The organism is Hellea balneolensis DSM 19091 (genome assembly GCF_000428525.1).
In the GTDB taxonomy this organism is placed as follows: domain Bacteria; phylum Pseudomonadota; class Alphaproteobacteria; order Caulobacterales; family Maricaulaceae; genus Hellea; species Hellea balneolensis.
Map to the genome: position 1 here is coordinate 373202 of NZ_AUAC01000002.1, position 22721 is coordinate 395922.

A 22721-nucleotide genomic window follows, 5' to 3' on the forward strand; every position below is an offset into this window, starting at 1 on the left:
ATTTTAAAACTTAGCCTTCAAAATTATCTGCGATCCAGCGGTTAAGCAGACGCGCACCAAAACCGGTTCCAAATGTCGTCTCGCGGGGATCATGCCGATTGGACGGCTTCATTGCGGTCCCCGCTACATCAATATGGGCCCAAGGGATTCCCTTTCCAACAAAGCGCTGCAAGAATTGTGCGGCCGTAATAGACCCTGCTAAACGCCCGCCTATATTTTTCATATCCGCATTAGGGCTATCCAGAAGGCGGTCATATTCTGGGCCAATTGGGAGACGCCACGTTTTCTCTTTAGTTGTCTCAGACGCGCTTGCGATTTGCGCGGCCAAGCCATCATTATTAGAGAACACGCCTGCACGTTCAGTGCCCAAGGCCACTAATATCGCGCCTGTCAGCGTCGCGAGATTGATCATGGCTTTCGGTTTTATCTTAGTAGAAGCATAATGCAGGCAATCGGCCAGAACTAGGCGTCCCTCTGCATCTGTATTTTGCACCTCAACAGTTTGTCCTGACATTGATGTGATGATATCCCCGGGCAGGACCGCATTCCCATCCGGCATATTTTCAACCAACCCCACAATACCCACGACGTTGGCTTTGGCATTACGCGCTGCAAGTCCTGCCATAGCGCCGACCACAGCAGCTGATCCGCCCATATCGCCTTTCATATCCCACATATTGGCGCCGGGCTTTAATGAAATTCCGCCCGTATCAAAGGTAACACCCTTGCCAACTATACAAGCCGGTTTGTCCCCTTTCTTACCGCCATTCCACGTCATTATAACCATTTGAGACTCACGAACTGAGCCTTGTCCGACGCAAAGCAGCGTGTTCATACCAAGCGACTTCATGCGTTTTTCACCTAATATCTGAACTTTTAGTCCAAGTTTTTCGAGCTCTTTAATACGCGCCGCATAGGCTTTTGGATAAATTACATTGGGGGGTTCGTTGACGAGATCTCTGGCTAAAACCGTTCCGTCACAAACAGGACCATGATAATTTTTATATGACGCCCTTGCCTTTGCCGGATCATCACACGCAATTTTAATCGTTTTAAGAACAGGCTTCTTATTGGCCGCCAGTTTTGTTCGATATTGATCAAAACGATAGGCCGCCAAGCGCATTCCAACCGCCGCTCGCGCCGCCGCGTCTGGGGAAACATCCATACCGCCTAAATGAAGTGTTATAGCACTCTCCTGCATCATGAGAGACTTCGCGGCTTTAGCGCCGAACATTTCAGCGTCAAAATCTTTTCCATCACCAATACCGCTTACGAATACACGTGAAGCTTCAAGGCCAGATGGGGCATAGAGGCTAAAGCTCTTCCCTTTCTCGCCATTAAATCCAGCAGCTTTGGCAGCCTGCGCAAATTGCTTGCCCTGCGCTTTTATGTAGTCAACTCCAGCCCCGCCAGTCTTCAACGATTTCTTTACGGGAATAACAGCACATCCGGAGGCGGCCAATTTATCAGCGACGAATGAAATTTTCATGCGGGAAGCTCCTAAGCTTAGTTGTGACTCTAATCACTTTTTCATTGTTTTAACTGTGGTAAAGCAAGGCAACGCGTAATAGAAGCAAAATTCTAGAGTTTAATTAATTTAACGGTATGAGTGTATAAAGTGACCCTTCTACAGAGATATTTCTGGAAGCAAGTCCTTTATCCCTTACTCTTATCGCTTTCTGCTCTCGCAGCCCTAGCTTTATTGACTCAAAGCCTACAAACACTTGATCTGATAGTTGAAAATCGTCAATCAGGACTCACCTTTTTATATATTACGATTTTAGCCCTACCCCAATTGATCAGCATCATAATGCCATTGGCTGTGTTTATGGCAACTCTTTATGCGTTAAACCGCCTTAATATGGACAGCGAAATGATAGTCGCTAAGGCCTCAGGATTTAGTCCTTGGCAAATCGCTAGCCCCGCTTTGCGACTTGGTATGTACGCCCTTATCGCGCATCTAATTATCAATCTTGTTATTCAGCCTTTTGCTTTTAGCCAAATGCGAAGCGAAATTTTAAAGGTGCGCACTGATATCGCTTCCCAAATGGTTCGAGCGGGTGAATTTGTAACGCCAACAGTAGGCCTGACCGTTTATGCACGAGAAATTGCGCCTGATGGGGCTATGAAGGATGTGATCATTTACGACACGCGCGATGACAGTGGCGCCACGACTCATACAGCCAAATCCGGCTATCTAACGCGGGGCGAAGAATCCGCGCGCCTCATCCTCAAAACAGGTAATGTTCAGCAGATACTCGATGACGGAAGTTTGGATCTTGTCGCTTTTGACGATTATCAAATCGACTTATCGGATGTCATGGCGATGGACTCTGTCCTGCGTAAAAAGCCCTCTGATCTTTATTTACATGAGCTCCTGCGACCTGACCAACGCGTTTATGCCAACCGTAAATACCGGCAAGAGCTTAAAGCTGAAGGGCATAATCGTTTAGCAACCCCAATATATAATTTGGCTCTGGTTATGTTAGCCTTGTGCTTTATGATACGCGGCGAGCACCAACGGATGGGATATGGACGTAAGATAGCCATATGCGTTGCAATCGGCTTTATCATACGCCTGACAGGGTTTGGCCTTGCCTCCGCGGCAGAAAGCGATCCCTCTTTGAACATCGTTCAATATGCTATTCCACTGGGTGTCTGCGCGGGATGCACTTGGTATCTGCTCCGCAGGCGCCGCATCCGCAACCTAAAGCACTTATTCACGCGAAAATCCAAATCATCCAAGCGGGAGCGTTACGCACCGTCATGATGTTTTCTACGCTAAACCGCTATATCATTAAGCGCATAATTAAAGGGCTACTTTTGGCTTTTATGGTCGTCACAAGTATCATCATGCTTGTCGATTTTGTTGAGGGAACGCGGAACATAGGCGCGGACGAGAATATCGGCTCCGGCACTGTTTTTCTTATGACACTTTTAAAAGCGCCCAAACTCATAGAGCAAACAATTCCTTTTGTAGTCCTATTTGGCGTCATGGGAACGCTTTACAGTCTCAATCGCCGAAGTGAGCTGATAGTCCTTAGAGCGTCCGGCCTGTCCGCTTGGAGGTTTTTATCCCCCGCTATCATCGTCACAGCAACGCTCGGCGTCATATGGGCTGCTGCCTTTAACCCCCTCGCCTCCTCCGCAATGAATGCACATGATAATCTTGTTGAGCGCGTGACCGGGTCAGCCACATCCGCCAAAAATGAGAATATCTGGTTACGGGAGGGCAACGATATTGGACAGACTGTTATCTATGCAGAACGTGTAGATATGTTGGCACGGAAACTATTCAACGCAACATTCTATATTTTCGAAATCAACGCCGAAGGTACGGCTGAATTTGAACGTAGACTCGATGCGAAAGAGGCTGAACTCGTGACCCAAGGTTATTGGCAACTTCGCAATGTAATTGAAAACGCGGAAGGCGAGCTGTCGCAAACCCAAACAGCGGTATCTTTACCAACTACTATTACCATAGATGATATAAAAGACACCACCGGCAATAATACGCTACCGCCTTTTTGGGATATTCCTGAAACGATCAAAAAAACTGAACGCGCGGGGTTTTCAACGGTCGGCTTGCGAATGCAGCTCAATAAACTCTTGGCCCTACCAATCATGCTGATTGCCATGACAATCATTGCCGCTGGGGTTTCGATGCATTTAACACGTGAAGGCGGAACTTTACGGCTTTTGATAATTGGCGGCGTTTTGGGCTTTGCAGTCTATTTTGCCGATAATGTCGTGAGCGCTTTTGGGGAAGCATCTGCTCTGCCAATATTATTAGCAGCTTGGACGATTCCACTTTTTGTCCTGTTTTTTGGTATCAGTTATCTGGCTAAAATTGAAGACGGCTGATATCTGACTGAATTTTAACAAAACTAATCATCGCATCAGTGTAATAAAGACTCAAAGGCGAATTGCCATTAACGCAAATTGGCGTATAAATCAGCCAAATTACAGAATGACGCGAATGCGGATAAGATGACTCTTATGATGAAAACACTATTGCTCTCAGCTTCGGCGGCTCTCCTGTTTACAGGTACAGCCTTTGCTCAAACATCACACGGTATCGCAGCCGTTGTGAATGATGACATCGTCACTACTCATGATCTGAGGCAACGCACATTATTCATGGTTGCTACAACAGGGATTGAGCGCACCGAAGAAGCTATTGCCCGTGCGCAGCAGCAAGCATTGCGCAATCTAGTTGACGAGCACATCCAAATTCAAGAGTCCGATAAATATGAGCAAACAATTTCTGATGAAGAGATTAATCAAAGTGTTGCAAGATTGATTGGCCGGAATGGTCTTGACCCCAATGAAGTCGTGCAGCGCCTCGCATCAGCTGGTGTTTCAATTGAAACTTTGCGTGATCAAGTTCGCTCTGAAATCGCATGGCAGCGTATCATCAATGGCCTTTATGGATCACGCATTCGTATCTCGGACGCCCAAATCGATGAAACGCTCAACCGTTTAACCGCCAACGCTTCGAAACCCAATTACCGCGTCGCTGAAATTTATATCGAAGCCACTGAAGATATTGGTGGCATGGAAGGCGCAATGCAAGGTGCGCAAGCCATGGTGCAACAAGTCGCGGACGGCGCACCTTTCCCGCTTTTAGCACAACAATTCTCAAGCTCCCCAACAGCGGCCAAAGGCGGAGATATGGGATGGGTTCGCGAAGGTGAGCTCCGGCCTGAAATCGATCAAATCATTCAACAAATGGAAAAAGGCAACTTGTCAAAACCCATTCAAGTTCCGGGCGGCGTTTATGTTGTTGCGCTTTTAGATAAGAAAATCTCAGAAGCAGATACGCTTTATAAGTTAAAGCAAGTCCGTGTTGACAGTGAAGATGTTGAAGCGGCTAAGTCACAACTTATTGCTTTAAAAGATACGCTGACGTCATGCGAAACCCTTAAGGATGATGTGGAGGCGTTAGACGGCGTCGAACAGGCGGATATGGGCGAGATTAAAAGTAGCGAGCTGACCGATGAAGTCTTAGCTGTTCTATCAAGCACTGATGTCGGTGCCTTAGGCGATCCGATTGAACGTCCAGGCGGCGCGGCAGGCATTATGGTTTGTTCGCGCGAGGCGTCTGGCTCCGACATTCCTACGCGTGATCAGATTGAAGATCGCCTGATGGATCAACAGCTCGCGCAGGCGTCTAAACGCCACTTACGTGATCTTCGCCGCCAAGCGACCGTTGTTGTGCGGTAGTGCCTCAAAAGCCGCTCCTTCTAACAATGGGCGATCCCGCCGGAATTGGCCCCGAAATTACTGTTAAAGCCTGGAACGCGCTGAAAAATCAGGCGCGATTTACTTTTGCAGTCATAGCTCCGCCCCGCGTCATTGAAAATGCAGGCGGAAATGTCCGGCCCATATCGCACCTTGCAGAGGCGCATGACGTTTTCTCACAAGCCATTCCCGTCCTGCCTCTTGACGGGAGAATAGCGACGGCAGGTCAACCATCCCTGGATCATGCCATGACCATAACTGAGTCTATAGAACGAGCTGTTAGGCGATGCTTGAACGGGGAAGCGGACGGTATGGTCACCAACCCCATTGCAAAAGACATTCTCTACCAAGCTAGCTTTAAATTTCCGGGCCACACAGAATATCTCGGCGAGCTAACACAATCCATTGAGCCGCCTTATGCCAGAGGCCCCGTCATGATGCTCTCAGGCGGTGGCTTGCGTGTCGGTCTTGCCACTGTACACCTCGCCCTCAAAGACGCCGCCGCGCAGCTCTCTGCTGACGCTATTTTAAATAATGCCCGTGTCATATACGGCGCGTTAAAATGTGACTTCGGTATTGCAAAACCTCGCATCAGCCTAACAGGGCTAAACCCTCATGCAGGCGAAGGCGGCGCTCTGGGTATGGAAGAGCGCAATATCATTAATCCTGCGGCCCGCCTTCTGCGCGAAGAAGGCTTGACCGTCACAGATGCCCAACCCGCCGATACGCTATTTCATGCCGAGGCACGCGAAAACTACGACGCGGTGCTTGCGATGTATCACGACCAAGGTCTCATACCCGTCAAAACACTCGACTTCCATGGCGGTGTGAATATCACGCTCGGTCTGCCTATTGTCCGCACCTCACCCGATCACGGCACAGCCTTTGGAATTGCTGGTAAGAACAAAGCCCGACCAGATAGCCTTATAGCCGCCATCAAAACCGCCAGAGACATCGCCAATAACAGAGCCGCCTATGTCTCTGGATAATCTGCCAACCCTCTCAGAGACAGTCAAAATCCATAAACTGCGCGCCAATAAAACGCTCGGGCAGCATTTCCTCTTGGATATGAATGTGACGGATAAGATCGCGCGCCTAGCCGCCCCCTTGGACGGCGTCAGTGTCGCAGAAATAGGTCCTGGCCCTGGCGGATTAACCCGCGCGCTCGTACAAAATGGGGCTGAAGTTCTCGCGATTGAGATGGATGACCGGTTTCTTGCCCCTCTTGATGATATTGCAAGAGCGAGCGGCAAACTCCGCGTCATTCACGGCAATGCGCTGAAAGTCGATATTGGAAAAGAATTAGACGGTGAGATAAAAATCGTCGCCAATCTGCCTTATAATGTCGGCACAAAAATGCTTATTAACTGGCTCACAGCCACTCCACTTTTCTGGTCGCAAGCTGTATTGATGTTTCAAAAAGAAGTCGCCGAACGTGTGGTCGCATCGCCGGGAGATAGCGCCTATGGCCGCCTTGCTATCCTCGCCCAAAGCGTATGCGACACCCGTCTTGGCTTCGAAGTTCCTTCTAATGCATTTAGCCCTCCACCAAAGGTTGATAGCGCCGTTATAGTTCTAGAACCCTTGCCTGAAGCTAAACGCTTTAGGGATTTAAAGTTATTGGGCGAAGTAACCATGGCTGCCTTTGGACAAAGACGAAAGATGCTGAGGAAATCACTAAAGCCAATTGCCAAAAAATATGGCGTTGAGTCGGAAAGCTGGTGCGAAACCTGTAACATAGACCCACAAAGACGGCCCGAAACATTGAGTGTGGCCGAGTTTCAGATATTGGCAGGTGCCTTAAAAAATGAATAAATCAGTCATACTATTAGACGGCGGAATGGGACAAGAGCTCGTACGCCGATCTGGTATTGCACCAACGCCCCTTTGGTCAACGCGTATTATGTTGGACAACCCAAGCCTTGTAGAAGAGCTTCACATAGACTTCATAAAGGCGGGCGCAAAAGTCATCGCGCTCAATAATTACACCGCTACTCCTTGGCGATTAAGCAGAGATGCCAGCATTGATTTATTTGAACCTATTCACCAATCCGCAAAAGAAATTGCGGCAAGTGCGAAGCAAAAATCAGGGCAAGGCGGCATAAAAATCGCAGGATGCTTACCCCCTGTTGTTGCGAGTTATAAACCGAGTTTAGTCCCATCAGAACAAGAGTGCCTCGACCAATATAGGCGTCTTGTAAATATTCAAAAAGACGGCATCGACATCATGCTTTGCGAGACACTGGCAACCATTCGCGAGGCTTTCACAGCAGTTAAAGCTGCAACAGAAGTAGGGCTAGACACAGTTGTGAGTTTTACGCTCGACGATAATAATCCTGAGGCATTGCGTTCTGGCGAAAGCCTTTCTGATGCCATTGAGACCGTAATTCCCTTTGGGGTTAAAGCTGTATCTGTTAACTGTTCAATGCCCGAAACGGTGACGGCTGCTTTACCCTTAATGACAAAGAAAATTCCGATCATTGGCTGCTACGCGAATGGCTTCCAATCAGTAGCCCTGTTAGAAGTTGGCGGCACTACAGCTAACCTGAAAGCACGGCAAGATCTAACGCCTCAACTCTATGCACAATATGCTCTTGAGTGGGCAAAAGCTGGCGTTAAAATTATAGGCGGGTGCTGTGAAGTCGGGCCGTCTCATATCGCAGAGGTTAGGCGTGTTTTGAATCATGCAGGTTATGAGATTACCCCATTCCCTTAATTATCTAACCCATCTGTTTAACCACCCGTTGTAAGGCTCTTCACAAATCCACTAAGCCAAGGCTGACGTCTTCTGCGCATTCTTTCCGAAGCCACTATTGTCCGCAACTCTTCCATCGCTGTCTCAACATTTTCATTGACGATGACATAGTCATATTCGGGCCAATGGCTAATCTCATTTTCAGATTTCGACATACGCTTTGAGATAACATCATCGCTATCTTGAGCACGGGTACGTAGGCGTTTTTCAAGTTCGACCATATTCGGCGGAAGGATAAATATTTTGACCAAATCATCGGCAGCCGCTTGGGTGAGTTGCTGCGCGCCTTGCCAATCAATATCAAATACAACATCACGGCCATCACCCAAGGCTTGTTCGACCGGCGCGCGGGGGGTGCCGTAAAAATTATCAAAGACTTTGGCATATTCAAGGAACTCATCATCATCGACCATATCAGTGAATTTGTTCTTAGAGATGAAATAGTAATCCTCTCCATCTTTTTCACCGGGGCGGGGTTGTCGTGTAGTCGCCGAAACAGACATCGCCATATCAGGATTTTCCTTTAAGAGCATGCGCGTCAATGTCGTCTTTCCTGCCCCGGAAGGCGAAGACAAAACAACCATAATGCCGCGGCGATTGGCTTTCATCTCTTCCAAAGGGGATGGACCTAATTTACTCGACATTCGCCGCCTGCTCTCTGAATTGTTCAATAACGCTTTTCAGCGCGAGCCCTGTTCGTGTCAACTCTATGTCAGCGGATTTCGCGCAGAGCGTATTTGTTTCACGGTTAAATTCTTGTGAGAGGAATTCAAGCTTTCGGCCAATCGGTGACCCTTGTGACATGAGGTCCCGCGCCTGAACACAATGAGCCCTAAGGCGATCCAATTCCTCGCGCACATCCGCCTTCATAGCGAGCATAGCCGCCTCTTGCGCCAATCGCTCTTCAGGTAAAGCCTCTGCCAAAAGAGCTTCAAACTTTTCTTTCAACTTTTGCTTAAGTGTTTCGGGAAGCACAGCGGCAAGCTGACTCGCAGTTGCAACGTGGGTTTCAATCTCGGCGACATTGTCGAGCAATATAGGCGTGAGCGCTTTCCCCTCATCGTCACGCGCTGATTTCAGCTTTTTACACAGATTATCAAAACTTGATAGAAGACTGATATGCAATGACTTCTTATCTTCACATAACAAATTATTCGGCACTTCTTCGATAATGCCAGGCACAGTCATAAGAACGGATAAATCCTTAGCGCCTTTCTTTTCAAGCTTATCAAGCAGAGCTTCATTGATACGGTAAGCCTTACCGCTATCCCCACGTTGTAAATTTAAGCTCACCTGCATGTTGCCACGCGAGAAGTCCTTACTCATGCGTTTGCGGATGGCCCCATCCATTTCTGATAAATCACTTGGCAAGCGGAGCCGTATATCAAGAGACTTACCATTAACGCTGCGAACTTCCCAAGACCAGCTAATCTCTTCATGCGTGCCGCTTGCTCGCGCAAATCCTGTCATGCCTGATAAAGGTTTACTCATTGGCCAGCTCGCTGTTTGCGTTGACGAGAGCGCTCAATTTTGCGCCACTTATTGACGTTATTGACATGTTCACGATTAGTCTTGGCAAAGACATGACCTCCTGTTCCATCAGCGACAAAAAACAAATAGTCCGTCTTGGCAGGTTGCAAAACAGCGGCAATAGCTTCCTCGCCAGGATTGCAAATCGGTGTCGGCGGCAAACCATCAATTTGGTAGGTGTTCCAAGGTGTTTTACGGTCTATCTCAGATCGGTAAAGTGTTCGGCGCTGACCCTTTTTGTTGTACAGCGGCTCACCTTTTGATATCCCATAAATAATAGTCGGGTCAGTCTGTAGACGCATACCTATCTTTAGGCGGTTAATAAACACACCTGCCACGACGTCACGCTCTGCCCCAACTCCGGTTTCTTTCTCAACGATGGATGCCAAAATGAGTGCTTCATTTTTGGACTTTAGGGGCAAACCTTCTTGGCGCGTTTCCCATAGCTCATCAATCACCTGTCTTTGAGCATCCTGCATTTGCTTAACCAACGCCGCTCGTGCCATGCCTCTGGGCGTCATATAAGTTTCGGGTAGCATCGTACCTTCAGCTGGAGTTTCGGGCATGTCTCCTGTAAGTGTCTGCACACTTCCCATTAGGCGCATGATCTGCGCTGATGTTAAGCCTTCCGGGGCGGTAAAAGGGTAGAGCACGGCCTTGCCTTCGGCTAAGGTTTCATAAATTTTACTCATGGATGCAGGCTGAGAAATTACAAACTCTCCGGCTTTAAAGCTCCCTTCATTACCACGTAATTTAGTCACAAGTTTAAAAATAAAAGCACTTTTTATGAGGCCATCTTCTTCAAGGCGCGAGGCAATTGATGACAACCCGCTTCCGCGCGGAACTACAAACACAGTTTCATTGACTTCACCCTTTGGTGCGGCCTCATATCTGTAATTAACGACAGCATAGGCTCCCAAAATTACAGCTCCTAAAATCGTAACAATAGATGTGAAGGCTATAAAGCCCAACATGCGCTTTTGCTTTTTAGGGAGCTTTGTCGTTTCAGGATTGTGTGTCACGGTTTGCGCCCGATTTCTTATCTTATTTTTTCGGGCCATTACTCTGTAGGCGGCTTTGCGAATATTACCGCTGCATTGGTTCCGCCGAATCCAAATGAGTTAGACATTGCAGCATTGCCTTTAAAAGGCTTGGCTTTCAATGGCACAAGATCAATATCCGTTTCCAGTGAGGGATCTTCTAGGTTTAGCGTAGGCGGCGCCATTTGATCGCGCAGCGCTAAGATAGAGAAAATTGTTTCAATTGCACCAGCGGCGCCAAGCAAATGCCCCGTACTGGATTTAGTCGATGACATAGATACATCTTTGGCGTGATCTCCTAAGAGGCGCTCGACCGCTTTCACTTCAAGTTCATCTCCCATAGGGGTGGATGTGCCGTGCGCATTTACATAACCAATATCCGTAACCTCTAAGCCGGAATTGCGCAAAGCGGCTTTCATAGCGCGGTAGCCTCCCTCGCCTTCGGGGGCAGGGCTTGTGATGTGATACGCATCACCTGATAGACCATAGCCTTTAAATTCAGCGTAAATTTTTGCGCCGCGGGCTTTAGCATGCTCATATTCTTCGAGAACGACTGCGCCGGATCCCTCCCCCATTAGGAACCCATCACGGCCGGAGTCGTAAGGCCGAGAGGCTTTCTCAGGTGTATCATTATATGCGGTCGTCATAGCGCGGCAGGCTACAAAGCTTGCAATACCCAAGCGGCAAATTGAGGCCTCGGCTCCGCCTGCCACCATCACGTCTGCATCTCCGTGCTGTATAAGCCTCGCGGCATCGCCAATAGCATGTGCACCTGTCGCGCAAGCTGTAACGACCGAATGGTTGGGCCCCTTTAGGCCGTGACGAATAGATATCTGTCCCGCAGTGAGGTTTATAAGCATACTAGGAACGACAAACGGCGAAAGACGCCGTGGTCCGCGTTCATGCAAAAGAATAGAGGCATCATAAGTGGCTTGCAGCCCCCCAATACCAGAGCCAAACATAACTCCCGTGCGTTCTTGGGCCTCATCGCCCTGCTCGGCCGGTGTCCAATTCGCGTCATTAAGGGCTTCATCACTTGCGGCAATTGCATAAAGAATGAAGTCATCAACACGCCTGGCATCGCGCGGACTCATAACTGTATCAGGATCAAATGCGCCCTTCATATCAGGGGAGCCACCTGCGCGGCCGTCAACGCGCGGCAGGACAGCAGCAATCTTGCAAGCAAGATCGCTGGTATCGAAGTGTTCTATTTTTGAAGCTCCGGATTTCCCGGAAAGAATATTGTCCCATGCGGTTTCAACACCGCATCCAACGGGTGTGACGAGGCCTAAACCTGTAACAACGACACGTCGGCGTTCAGATACGGGCACGTCAAAAGTCGGCCTTAACCGACTTTTTCAGAGATAAACTTAACGGCATCGCCGACAGTCTGGATGTGCTCGGCCGCATCATCAGGGATTTCAATATCGAATTCTTCTTCGAACGCCATAACAAGCTCGACATTGTCTAGGCTGTCTGCGCCAAGATCATCGATGAAGTGAGCATTCCCTGTTACTTTATCTTCTTCGACATCAAGATGCTCAACGACCATCTTCGTAACGCGTGCAAGTACGTCTGACATAATTTTTCCTTTTTCAGTGCCACGGTGTTTTGTGGCGATTTGCTAGGCGTAAGTAAGGCGAAAAGTCCTAAAAACAACCCTTTTTTGTGATTTAACCGTAGATAGCACAGATAAATATTGGTTACCAGAGTGTAAAACTCTAATTAAATCATGGCCATACCGCCATTTACGTGAAGTGTTTGTCCAGTCACATAACTAGCTTCGTTGGACGCTAAATAAAGCGCGGCATTGGCTATATCAGCACCGGAACCAAGGTCACCTGCAGGGATCTTCGTAAGAATCGCTTCTTTCTGGCTTTCATTTAGGGCATCCGTCATAGGAGACGCAATGAAACCCGGGGCAATGCAGTTTACGGTTACGCCGCGTGAGGCCACTTCTTGAGCCAAAGACTTTGAAAACCCAATCATGCCCGCCTTCGAAGCTGCGTAATTAGTCTGTCCTGGATTCCCGGTAACGCCGACTACGGATGTGATTCCAATAATACGCCCCCAACGTGATTTCATCATAGGACGCAAACACGCTTTTGAGAGCCTGAAATAGGACTCAAGATTAACTTTTTGAACCAAGTCCCAATCGTCTTGCTTCATGCGCATCAACAGCCCGTCACGGGTGATACCCGCATTCGCAACAAGGATATCAACCGCCCCGCCCATAGCTGCTTCCGCTGCTTTTGGCAGAGCATCAACGGCATCTCCGTCAGATAGATTACAAGGCACAATAGACACACGATCACCCAATTCAGATGCTAATGACTGTAGCTTTTCAGCCCGCGTTCCTGAAATAGCAACATGCGCCCCTCTTGCGTGGAGCATTTTTGCAATTTCGCCGCCAAGGCCACCAGTTGCCCCTGTGACTAAGGCCCGTTTTCCATCTAAGTTAAACATTATTTTTATCCTTTAAGTTCAGTTGCAAAAGCCTCAAGACCTTCAGCAGTATTTAACGTCACGCCTTTCATGCCCTTAACAATACGGCGCAACATCACTGTTAGAACCTTACCACAGCCAGGTTCTGCTAATGTCTCAATTTCGTTAGCATGCATCCACTGTACAGACTCACGCCACCTAACCCGGCCAGTGACTTGCGCTACAAGGTCATCACGCAATTTTTCGGGGTCAGTAACGGGCGAAGCTTGAACATTATTTATAACTGGCAATAAAGGCGCCTCAAAAACAGTGTCAGCTAAAGCCTCTTTCATAGCCTTTGCCGCTGGCGCCATCATGTCACAATGAAAAGGCGCCGAAACATTTAGCATCATCGCTTTTTTGACACCCATTTCCTTAGCCGCGTCACATGCAGCTTGAACGGCATCTTTTTCGCCCGACAGCACAATCTGTCCGACCGCATTATCATTTGCTATTTGGCATATGCCTTTTGTCTGCCCTGCTTTTGCAGCGGCTTCTGCATCTTCGACAGAGGCACCTAAGAGCGCAGCCATAGCTCCAGCGCCTACAGGAACTGCAGCCTGCATAGCATCCCCCCGAATACGTAATAGCTTAGCGGTATCAGACAATGAGAGCGACCCTGCCGCACATAGAGCCGTATACTCACCAAGCGAATGCCCAGCTACATATTTAGCCTCAGTAATATCGACTCCAAACTCAGCTTTAAGTGACCTCATGGCCGCAATACCGCAGGCCATCAAAGCCGGTTGCGTATTTGAGGTTAAAGTCAGCTCTTCAATCGGTCCGTCCCACATCATTTTTGATAGGTTTTGAGACAGAGAGTCGTCAACTTCCTCAAAAACAGCTCGTGCGCTTGAAAAAGACTCAGCCAGCTCCCGCCCCATGCCTACGAATTGACTACCCTGGCCTGGAAAAGTGAATGCAAGTGTCATAAAATTCCCTATAACTGCTAAAATATGGGAATAGTTTATCGACTTGTCAGGTCAACAGGAAAGTTGCCCTTAAGAGAGGCAGGAAGATATGCGAGCTATTAAGCACTCTTTAACTCTAGCTAACTAGACATTTTGTGTCTGGGCGTATGTTTTAGAATCGAGGGTTGTTGTGTCTTTTTTCAAGAAAAAAAAATCTAGTACTAAAAAAACTAAAGAGCTTCCAAAATCAAAAATTGAGCAAGATATCGCCAAAATGGACCATGAACGCCTTCTCGATGAACAATTAGAAGAACTAAACGCAAAACTAAATCACAAAGACAATGATGAATCCGGAGGGGCCTCCGACACAAATACCTCAGAAAATAGTGAAAAAGAGCGTTTTCTTACTGACAGCCTTAACGATTTTGTATCGCCCGAGTTTAAAGCTACGCTTGAAGACAAAACTGGTAATATCGATGTCACTACGGGAAATTTGCCAAAAGAGGTCAACATCGACGACATTTTAGCAAATGCCCGCAAAGATGTTGAAGGCCACAATGCACCAGACTCCTCCACCGCAACTACAGAACAGAGTGAAGACGGTTCATTGGCTAATATTGATCCCGATATAGACTTGGTAGGTCCTGGCCGACTAAATATGAGTGAAATGCGTTTAGACGTAGCAAAGATTAGCGCTGATATCCAAGGCGGCGAAGAACTTTACCGACGCGCTCTACAGCGCGTAGAAGGCTTGATGGGCTTTGTCGAAAAGGCAGAGGTTGATTTCTCAGTCCTCAATCGTCTCGAGCCTGAAAACCGCCGCCTCAAGGCCCGCATTCGGACGTCAAATGGCGAGGTAGAAGGCCTAAAAGCTAAAGTCAGTCTTATCTCTGCAGATCTCGAAGATCATCAAGAACGCCTTGATGAAAAAACAAAGCAATATGAAGACGCCCGCGGGAAGCTAACTAAAGCAGCAAAATCACTACGTGACTATGAAGGTGTCCTCAGAAAATCCAGAGCCGAAACAGACAGTCATGCCCTTGCGCTTGAACGTCACAAAACAGCCCTCAGCGTGGAAGGTAAAGAGAATAAGGTTTTACGCGAGAAAATTAGCGAGCTTTCATCAGCCCTGGAATTACGTCAGACCGAGTATCTCGAAGCCTCAAAAATGGTTGAGTCGCTCAGAGCGGATTGTGCCGATTTCAGAGATCAGGCTGATACTTTCAGAACCGAAGCTCAAGAACTGAGAATTACGTTAAACACAGCCAAAAGACAAAATAACGCCATGAAAGGTGAAATGCAGACTCTGCATGAAGATATCAAAACCTTTAAAACCCAATATGAGTTCAACGTTATTAATCGCGAAGACAAAGTCACGGATCTAGAAACAAAAATTTCCTCCCTTTCAAGAGAAATTGATCAAAAAACTGAGCTCGCTAATACCGCAACAAGAGAGCTAGCCGCATTACGTAAGATCAGAAGCGAGCAAGATATAGAACGAAATCGTCTCGAAAAAAGACTAGCTGCCGCCCAAAGCGAGATGCGCGACGTTACCTCTTTGGCTGAAAAACGTAGCACCGAGCAAACGAAAGAGCTTCAAACCACTATTCGTGACTTGCAGAGAGAAATCGCGCGCCGCGACGAAGAAGCTGAACATCAGGTAAAAGAAAGAGCTGAGTTGCGAGACCAGTTTGAAAATTTAACGATGGAGCGCGACAGCCTTCAATCTAATCTTGATCAACAATCACGCCGTTTAGAAGGTATGATGATAAATGATCCTACATCTGAGCTAGAAGCCCAGATAAGAAGCTTACAAGAACAGCTAAATGTAAAAGACGATATTGTAAAAAGCGCTGCGCATGATGTTTCTGAGCTTAGAAAGGCTCATAAAGAACAACAGGCCGAGAAAAAACGCTTGGAAGATCTCATCCATACGCAAACATATCAGCTCGAAGAAGCTCAGAAAGCTCTCTTTGAAGCCAAACAAGCGGAAAGTGAGCTTGATAAGAAATATAAAGATATTGCCGCAGCTCTATCTATGAACCAGACACGCCGACGGACAGAAAGCCCCTCTTCAAACCCTGATATTTCTCCTGATATTTCGAAACCCGATGACAGCGTTGCAGATGAAATTGAGAACAAAATCATGGATTACAAATTCGGTATCAGCAAAGACATCGTTTAATCCACAGCTCCGTGTAGATATTTCATAGGCATTCCTCCCCTCAGTGGGGGATGAATAAATTTTCTTGCCCCTTATAAGTGCAAATGATGTGCGTTCGGAATAAATAATGCATATTGGTTCTGATGGTGAAACAGAATCACATGAAAACGGCTAATGACAATGCCCCAAGTTCCGAAACTGTAAAGCAGCATGGAACAAACTTTGCTCTGTCTCCCTCAAATCACGTTTCTAAAAGAGCGGTACAAGATAATCACCCAAGCTCAATTCCTGATTTAATCACAAATGACGAATTACAAGAAGATCAAGGCCTGACAACTAGCCTAAAACTAACCTTGGGTTGCTGGTTGGCCGCACTCCTTCTCGCGATTGGGACGTTCAGTCTAAATGCGTCTACAGGTCCTAAAGTATTCGCAAGCTTGTCACTTCTTTGGACAGGTATGTGGGCTAGCTACGTCTCTGCGGACTACGGCAAATGGCGTGTAAGTGAACTTTCAGTCGTCACAGCCATGTGCGGTCTCTTGGGAACAGTCATAGTCTCGGCGGCTTATTTCAATGTAGGCCTCACTATTACCGATGGCCTTATTTTAATGAGTATTATTCCCCTTTTCGTGGGGTTTATACTTAAATCACGTATCTGTGTTTTAGCATCTATCTGCGCGTCACTCATATGGGGCGCTTTGAATTTCTCAGGCGTTACTGAACAATCCGATATAATGTTTTTGTTTCCCGCAATTTGGGCTGCACAAATATTCATTGGAACTAAAATTCGATCCGGAATGGTTATAACTTTAGCAGTTCTAACGGCCTATTATTGGGCCGCAAATATAATATTCACACACTGGAGCGTGGGTAACTTACCCCTCACATTCGGAACAGCCGCGGTTTTTATATGCGGATTAGCTCATCACAGGGCGGGCAAAGCCGCAGAGGATAATTTGATTACAGGTAGTTCAGTCCATATTTATGCGGGATGGCTTGCCGCGGTAATTGGCGCGATAGGGTTTCAATATTTCTGGTTGGTTCCGGACGCAATTGCAACTGAAACGGCCTCGTTGAGTTCAAACGGATTATTAATATGGAAAGCCATTGTTTCATTCGCGCTTGCAACAGTTTTTTGCAGCGCAATTATACGCTATAAATTTACGCAAATCTCTCTTGCCGGAATTTTTCTGCTGACAGCCGCATCGGCACTTATACCTTTAATGCTATGGATTCCGTCTTGGCCTCAAAACCTTACAGCAGCCATACCCGGCTTGAGCGTTGTCCCAACAATGGGTATTCTTATTGGCTCAGCCATTATAGCCTCAGCACTTGGTATGATGCTTAATGGCGTCAGGCGTCACGCCCCTGTCATGATAGGAATGGGACTTGTTATGTTGTTTGCCGAAGCTGCCCTTCTCTACAAGCCAGACCTTATGACACTCGATAATGCGATCATCTTCACGGCTGGAACACTCATATCTCTCGCTATCGGCGCAGCCATTGCTGGCTCAAGTCTGGCCCATCAAGCCCCTGCACCTCGGTTAAAGCACAGTTAGGCGAGTAGATTTAGGCATTACAAAAAGTGGTGCCAGTATCATACCTGCAACATAACCCCCAATATGAGCGGGCCATGCGATACCTATTCCGATGAAGTTCTCCAGCAATACCATAACGAGGTTGATTGCGGCCCATCCAACACCAAATTGAACCATCTTGTCTCGGCCGCCGATTGCCCAGCCGCCCGCCGCAAATAATGCGGAAGCACCTCCTGAGGCGCCAACAGCCCCCGTCAAGGTAAGCTGCGCATTCGTGGCAGCCCACCATCCCCATTGAAAAACACCTCCGATAATCACGCCAGCAAAGAAGATAATTAAAAAATCTCTGTTCGCTCTTGAAACCTTTCCTCGGGAGGCCGCCTGTAATTTTGCGCCGCGGATAAGCGCAATACCAAATACAATCGTCATACCCGCATTCATGATAACATGCCCCCAGCCACCATGCAGTAAGCCATGCCCAATCAAGCTAATGGCATGTGTTGTAATATCTGTGCCGCTACTCCCTAGAGGCCGCAACACGCCAAACTTATCCAAGTTCACCCTAATCACATAAGGCATTAGCCCGATCAAAATCTGTATGGCGATAAATATACCCGCCAAATAAGCCGGAGCTTTCTCAGTAAAATTGAACATGGGTTCACGAGGGCGCTTGGGAGTTGTCATGTTCCGCCTCTAGCTCTTTTTTCAATTCTGTAAAAGTTTTATCTGGGCTCTTTGCGTTTCAGCAGAATCGGAAAAGATATAGTGCTGAAAGGAATGAACTGTGCAATCTGTTCTAAACACATGGTATGTTCAAGTTGCGGGACAGTCGTATGGCCCGTATAGCGATGCGCAGATGAAGGCCTATGTCCGTGAAGGCCGTGTTGCACCTCAATCCCTGATCAGCGCTTCAGAAACACAGAGCTATGCGCCTGCACAACATTTCACTGAATATTCGGCTTGGTCTTCACAAGATATAGCCCATGCACAAGCCCTCATCCAGCAAACTGTCTTGCGGCCTATGTCTAATGTTGGCGGCGGCGTACTAGCACGTCAGATGCAGCCAGCCTCACATGCACCGCAAAGTCTGGCTCCAACACCTAGTCCGGCGCAACAGCCCCAATTTATACCTCAGATCGCTTATCAAGAAAGTCCTGTTGCCTCGACACATTCCGCAAAGAAAACTGTCTTTATGGTGATGGCAGAAATCCGCTCAGAAAATGGATTTCAGTTTTTACAAGCGTTACAACAAGAAGGAATTGCGCAGCGCATAGGAGATTCCGTATGGCTTTTGAAAAGTGAAACCAATGTTCAGCAACTCCGCAACCGCTTGAGCCAGACCCTCACCAAGGATGACCGTTTATTCCTTTTAGATAGCTTTGCGAATGAAACAGCTTGGTTTAATATTGGCTCAGACATGGACGTAAGAATACGCGAGCTCTGGGATTTAGAAACTTAAATTTCTTTCAATCCCTCTTTAAAGCGCTTTGCATTAGCCACATAAATTTCTGAATTCATACGCAACATCGCAAAATGCTGTTCACTGAGCGTTTTAATGACGCGCCCTGGTGAACCCACGACCATTGATCCATCTGGAATTTCCTTTCCTTCAGTAATCAATGCATGTGCCCCGATAATACAATTTTTGCCAATTTTAGCGCCGTTTAATATAGTCGCGCCGATTCCGATGAGGCTATTATCCCCAATCGTGCAGCCATGAAGCATAACTAAATGGCCGACAATGACGCCCTCACCTAAAGTCAGCGGCATTCCAGGGTCTGTGTGCAAAACAGCATTGTCTTGGACATTTGACCGCGCGCCGATTTTTATAAGATCATTATCACCGCGCAAGACAGCTCCAAACCAAGCAGAACTACCTTCCTGCATTTCCACATTGCCTAAGACTTGGGCATTTGGCGCAACATAGACATCATCGGCTAATTTTGGCGCGACGCCATCGAGAGAATAGACAGCCATTAAGCGTCGTCGAGATCTTGTTGGAGGATGGAGATATTCAAATCATATGAAATATCGTTCTTATCCTCATCATCGATATAGAGCAGGCCTAAAATTTCATCATTCAAATAGACCTCGACACTATCAGCCACTTTACGGGGTTTTATTGAAATACCTTCCGTGCCGAGACGTTTGCAAAGATAATTTTTAACAGAGAGAATTTGATCAGGGCTCATAGGGCCGCTCCTTATATTGATTTAAAGTGTTTGCACCATTGATTTGGCGGGATTGTCACAGCAAGGTCCGCCAACTGGCTTGGCTGGAACACCCGCAACTGTGCAGCCTTCAGGCACGGCCTTCAGGACAACGGATCCTGCTGCCACTTTTGACCCGTCGCCAATAATAATATTACCCAAAACAGAGGCATTTGCGCCAATTAGGACGCGATTCCCAATTTTAGGATGGCGATCTTGATCCGCTTTACCGGTTCCGCCCAATGTTACACCTTGAAGGACAGAACATTCATTTCCGATGACAGCTGTTTCACCCATAACAAATCCCGTCGCATGATCAAGCATGATGCCATGTCCGATTTTCGCGGCCGGGTTAATATCGACGCCAAAAAGTTCGGAGCTTCGGTTTTGGAGATGAAAAGATAACAGATCACGACCGCTATTATAAAGGGCATGAGAACAGCGGTAAGTCTGTATCGCCATGAAACCTTTGAAATATAAAAAGGCTTGTAAGAAAGAGGTGCAAGCCGGATCGCGTTCTTTAACGGCCAGCAAGTCTTTAGCGGCATATTCAACAATTTTAGGGTCCGCTTCCATGGCTTCTGTTAAAATCTTACGAAGCTTAAGCGTCGAAAAATCTGGGGTCGCAAGTTTCTCTGATAGGTGGTTTACGAGTGCGCCGCCTAAATTATCTTGATCCAAAATTGTGGCGTGTAAGAGTGATGAAAGCGCGACTTCTTTCGTAGCATAAGTCGCGGCTTCTTGTTTGAGTAACGACCACACGCATATATCGGAATTGCGATCTGCCGCGAGATTTACAGTTCCCATGATGTGACCCTTCTATTCGCTATATTCATAGATAAGGAGCTGATCCAGAAAAGCCAAATAAATTATTCGAGAATATCAGCCCTTCCGCTGGCTAATCTTTAAGTTCACGCCAATATTCAGCCAAATCTCGCTTTACTTCAGGCGCCAATATGTACAGGCCGATAAGGTTAGGTATTGCCATAACGAAGATTAGCGCATCTGCAAAATCCAATATGGCGCTGAGCTGTACCGACGCCCCTATCACGATAAAGAGGCAAAATATTAGGCTGAATGTTAGCTCTTTGCCTTTGCCTTCACCAAATATATATGTCCAGCCTTTGGTCCCGTAATAGGCCCAGGCCAACATGGTTGAAAACGCAAAAAGAAAAGCAGCGATAGAAAGCGGGATGGGTGACCAAGAGAGTTTAGACGCAAAAGCTGCAGAGGTCAGTTCAATGCCTTTTACATCCCCATTCATTATTGTAGCCGTGTCAAAGCAGGTCACAAGGACCAGACCCGTCAATGTACATATAACGACAGTATCAATAAAAGGTTCGAGCAATGCAACGAAGCCCTCTGTCAATGGCGCCTCTGTCTTTACAGCTGAATGCGCAATGGCTGCAGAGCCCAAGCCCGCCTCATTAGAAAAGACCGCGCGCTGAAAGCCAATAATCATAACGCCCAGCATGCCGCCGCCCGCGCCTTGTAATGTGAAAGCTCCGGATAAAATACTGGCAAAAGCTGAAGGTAATTGCGCGGCATTCATAACAAGGACAAAAAGAGCTCCGATAATATATAGTGCCACCATGAAGGGGACGAGCTTGACTGTTGTGTTCGCAATAGACTTAATGCCGCCGATAATAATCAAAGCGACCAAAACCGCCATGACTAGTCCCACTGCCCAACCATAGCCTACGAGTAGACTTGATGTTTGACCGCCTGTGACTTCAAGAAGCTGCACATAAGCTTGGTTGGATTGGAACATATTCCCGATGCCGAGGCATCCAATCACGATGCTGGCGGCAAAAAACAGCCCTAAAAACTTACCAAATTTCACCATGCCTTTAGCTGCAAGCCCATCTCTAAGATAATACATAGGGCCGCCCGAAACACTGCCGTCGGCGTTTACCGTGCGGTATTTAACGCCCAATGTGCACTCAACAAATTTCGTTGTCATGCCTAAGAAACCTGCCAGAATAACCCAAAATATAGCGCCCGGGCCACCTATGGAGACTGTCACAGCAACAGCGCCGATATTCCCAATGCCAACAGTTCCTGACACCGCCGCCGTTAAAGCTTGGAAATGGGTGATCTCGCCCAAATGTTTGGGGTCAGAAAATTTACCCCTTACAATATCAAGCGCATGTTTAAAGCCGCGTAAATTGATAAATCCCAGATAAACCGTAAAAAAACTGGCCGCAAAGATAAGCCATAAAACAATGAGAGGAAGCTCTGTGCCAAATACAGGCACAGAAAAAAAGATGAATCTTGAGAGCGCATCTGTCAGTGGCTGCACAAGATCATTGATCCAAGTATCAAGGCTTGCCGCTTTAAGTGTCATGTCTTGCATAAAATAAGTGATATCAGCTGCTAGCCCCGACCACGATATGGGGGAACCCCTTGATCGGGTATCCAAAGGCCCGCAGGCGCCTTTCCAAATTGATAGAACACATCAATGGGAATGCCTCCGCGTGGATACCAGTAACCGCCAATACGTAACCATTTAGGATTAATCTCTTTGACAAGCCGTTGCCCAATGCCCGTAGTACAGGCTTCATGAAAGTCGCCGTGATTGCGAAAAGACCCTAAGAATAATTTAAAGGCCTTGCTCTCAACAATCCATTCATCCGGGCAATAATCGACAACCAAGTGAGCAAAGTCAGGTTGACCGGTCACCGGGCAAATGCTGGTAAATTCAGGCGCTACAAGCCTTACCATATAGTTTTCATCACATGGGTTTTTAACCCGCTCCAAAACAGCTTCATCGGGTGAGCTTGGAAGCCCTTGCATATGTCCGAGTTGGTCGAGTTTGTCGTAGCGCGTTTCCGTCATGAGCGCG

23 protein-coding genes are annotated in these 22721 nt (G+C 47.4%); 9 read left to right on the plus strand and 14 right to left on the minus strand.

Annotated features, from left to right (window positions below; translation table 11 throughout):
- Positions 1 to 10 precede the first annotated feature (10 nt).
- Positions 11 to 1489: a leucyl aminopeptidase gene (locus tag F569_RS0101955; protein ID WP_026940810.1), complete on the minus strand. Its 1479-nt coding sequence runs from the start codon at positions 1487 to 1489 to the stop codon at positions 11 to 13.
- Positions 1490 to 1618: 129 nt separating this feature from the next.
- Here F569_RS0101955 and F569_RS16035 point away from each other — a divergent pair, with 129 nt between their 5' ends.
- The 6 genes from F569_RS16035 (at position 1619) to F569_RS0101985 (ending at position 7960) form a co-directional block, all read left to right on the plus strand.
- Positions 1619 to 2770, plus strand: a complete 1152-nt coding sequence (locus F569_RS16035; protein WP_162143721.1) for an LptF/LptG family permease — start codon at positions 1619 to 1621, stop codon at positions 2768 to 2770.
- Positions 2767 to 3864, plus strand: a complete 1098-nt coding sequence (gene lptG / locus F569_RS0101965; protein WP_162143722.1) for an LPS export ABC transporter permease LptG — start codon at positions 2767 to 2769, stop codon at positions 3862 to 3864. The genes F569_RS16035 and lptG overlap by 4 nt, the downstream gene beginning before the upstream one ends.
- A gap of 135 nt (positions 3865 to 3999) precedes the next feature.
- Entirely contained in the window at positions 4000 to 5226 is a 1227-nt protein-coding gene (locus tag F569_RS16040; RefSeq protein ID WP_162143723.1) for a peptidylprolyl isomerase, read from the plus strand.
- A complete protein-coding gene (gene pdxA / locus F569_RS0101975) occupies positions 5226 to 6233 on the plus strand; it encodes a 4-hydroxythreonine-4-phosphate dehydrogenase PdxA (RefSeq protein ID WP_026940812.1) in 1008 nt (335 codons plus the stop codon). Before F569_RS16040 ends, pdxA begins: the two co-directional genes overlap by 1 nt.
- Positions 6220 to 7059: a 16S rRNA (adenine(1518)-N(6)/adenine(1519)-N(6))-dimethyltransferase RsmA gene (gene rsmA / locus F569_RS0101980; protein ID WP_026940813.1), complete on the plus strand. Its 840-nt coding sequence runs from the start codon at positions 6220 to 6222 to the stop codon at positions 7057 to 7059. The genes pdxA and rsmA overlap by 14 nt, the downstream gene beginning before the upstream one ends.
- On the plus strand, positions 7052 to 7960 hold the full coding sequence (locus tag F569_RS0101985) for a homocysteine S-methyltransferase family protein (RefSeq protein ID WP_026940814.1): 909 nt from the start codon (positions 7052 to 7054) through the stop codon (positions 7958 to 7960). The genes rsmA and F569_RS0101985 overlap by 8 nt, the downstream gene beginning before the upstream one ends.
- Positions 7961 to 7977: 17 nt before the next feature.
- Here the strand turns inward: F569_RS0101985 and gmk are convergent, their stop codons facing one another.
- The 7 genes from gmk to fabD form a co-directional block, all read right to left on the minus strand.
- On the minus strand, positions 7978 to 8643 hold the full coding sequence (gene gmk, locus F569_RS0101990; protein WP_051279125.1) for a guanylate kinase: 666 nt from the start codon (positions 8641 to 8643) through the stop codon (positions 7978 to 7980).
- On the minus strand, positions 8633 to 9490 hold the full coding sequence (locus tag F569_RS0101995; RefSeq protein ID WP_051279126.1) for a YicC/YloC family endoribonuclease: 858 nt from the start codon (positions 9488 to 9490) through the stop codon (positions 8633 to 8635). The genes gmk and F569_RS0101995 overlap by 11 nt, the downstream gene beginning before the upstream one ends.
- Positions 9487 to 10551 carry an endolytic transglycosylase MltG gene (mltG, locus tag F569_RS16045; RefSeq protein WP_233353568.1) on the minus strand — a complete coding sequence of 355 codons (1065 nt, stop codon included), beginning with the start codon at positions 10549 to 10551 and terminating at the stop codon, positions 9487 to 9489. Before mltG ends, F569_RS0101995 begins: the two co-directional genes overlap by 4 nt.
- A gap of 38 nt (positions 10552 to 10589) precedes the next feature.
- Complete coding sequence (gene fabF, locus F569_RS0102005) at positions 10590 to 11900, minus strand: beta-ketoacyl-ACP synthase II (protein WP_026940817.1); 1311 nt, start codon at positions 11898 to 11900, stop codon at positions 10590 to 10592.
- A gap of 14 nt (positions 11901 to 11914) precedes the next feature.
- Positions 11915 to 12151 carry an acyl carrier protein gene (locus tag F569_RS0102010; RefSeq protein WP_026940818.1) on the minus strand — a complete coding sequence of 79 codons (237 nt, stop codon included), beginning with the start codon at positions 12149 to 12151 and terminating at the stop codon, positions 11915 to 11917.
- Positions 12152 to 12294: 143 nt separating this feature from the next.
- The gene (gene fabG, locus F569_RS0102015; protein ID WP_026940819.1) at positions 12295 to 13035 is read right to left on the minus strand and encodes a 3-oxoacyl-[acyl-carrier-protein] reductase; all 741 of its coding nucleotides are present in this window, start codon (positions 13033 to 13035) and stop codon (positions 12295 to 12297) included.
- A 5-nt stretch (positions 13036 to 13040) separates the two neighbouring features.
- Positions 13041 to 13985 carry an ACP S-malonyltransferase gene (gene fabD, locus F569_RS0102020; RefSeq protein ID WP_026940820.1) on the minus strand — a complete coding sequence of 315 codons (945 nt, stop codon included), beginning with the start codon at positions 13983 to 13985 and terminating at the stop codon, positions 13041 to 13043.
- Between the two features lie 253 nt (positions 13986 to 14238).
- Here fabD and F569_RS0102025 point away from each other — a divergent pair, with 253 nt between their 5' ends.
- Positions 14239 to 16149 carry a coiled-coil domain-containing protein gene (locus tag F569_RS0102025; RefSeq protein ID WP_154813608.1) on the plus strand — a complete coding sequence of 637 codons (1911 nt, stop codon included), beginning with the start codon at positions 14239 to 14241 and terminating at the stop codon, positions 16147 to 16149.
- A 140-nt stretch (positions 16150 to 16289) separates the two neighbouring features.
- Positions 16290 to 17687, plus strand: coding sequence for a hypothetical protein (locus F569_RS0102030; RefSeq protein WP_026940822.1), 1398 nt, complete (start codon positions 16290 to 16292; stop codon positions 17685 to 17687).
- Here the strand turns inward: F569_RS0102030 and F569_RS0102035 are convergent.
- The gene (locus F569_RS0102035) at positions 17673 to 18350 is read right to left on the minus strand and encodes a rhomboid family intramembrane serine protease (RefSeq protein WP_026940823.1); all 678 of its coding nucleotides are present in this window, start codon (positions 18348 to 18350) and stop codon (positions 17673 to 17675) included. The genes F569_RS0102030 and F569_RS0102035 overlap by 15 nt on opposite strands.
- Positions 18351 to 18450: 100 nt before the next feature.
- On the opposite strand from F569_RS0102035, the gene F569_RS18640 reads away from it, so the two are divergent.
- Positions 18451 to 19125, plus strand: coding sequence for a DUF4339 domain-containing protein (locus F569_RS18640; protein WP_154813609.1), 675 nt, complete (start codon positions 18451 to 18453; stop codon positions 19123 to 19125).
- Here F569_RS18640 and F569_RS0102045 read toward each other — a convergent pair.
- The 5 genes from F569_RS0102045 to queF all read right to left on the minus strand — a co-directional run bounded on the left by F569_RS0102045 (position 19122) and on the right by queF (position 22714).
- Entirely contained in the window at positions 19122 to 19643 is a 522-nt protein-coding gene (locus F569_RS0102045; RefSeq protein ID WP_026940825.1) for a gamma carbonic anhydrase family protein, read from the minus strand. The two genes, F569_RS18640 and F569_RS0102045, sit on opposite strands and share 4 nt — an antisense overlap.
- Complete coding sequence (locus F569_RS0102050; RefSeq protein ID WP_026940826.1) at positions 19643 to 19858, minus strand: DUF3126 family protein; 216 nt, start codon at positions 19856 to 19858, stop codon at positions 19643 to 19645. Before F569_RS0102050 ends, F569_RS0102045 begins: the two co-directional genes overlap by 1 nt.
- A 21-nt stretch (positions 19859 to 19879) precedes the next feature.
- Complete coding sequence (gene cysE, locus F569_RS0102055) at positions 19880 to 20683, minus strand: serine O-acetyltransferase (RefSeq protein ID WP_026940827.1); 804 nt, start codon at positions 20681 to 20683, stop codon at positions 19880 to 19882.
- A 91-nt stretch (positions 20684 to 20774) separates the two neighbouring features.
- The gene (locus F569_RS16055) at positions 20775 to 22232 is read right to left on the minus strand and encodes an alanine/glycine:cation symporter family protein (protein WP_051279127.1); all 1458 of its coding nucleotides are present in this window, start codon (positions 22230 to 22232) and stop codon (positions 20775 to 20777) included.
- Between the two features lie 20 nt (positions 22233 to 22252).
- Positions 22253 to 22714 carry a preQ(1) synthase gene (gene queF / locus F569_RS0102065; RefSeq protein ID WP_026940828.1) on the minus strand — a complete coding sequence of 154 codons (462 nt, stop codon included), beginning with the start codon at positions 22712 to 22714 and terminating at the stop codon, positions 22253 to 22255.
- Between the last annotated feature and the right edge of the window lie 7 nt (positions 22715 to 22721).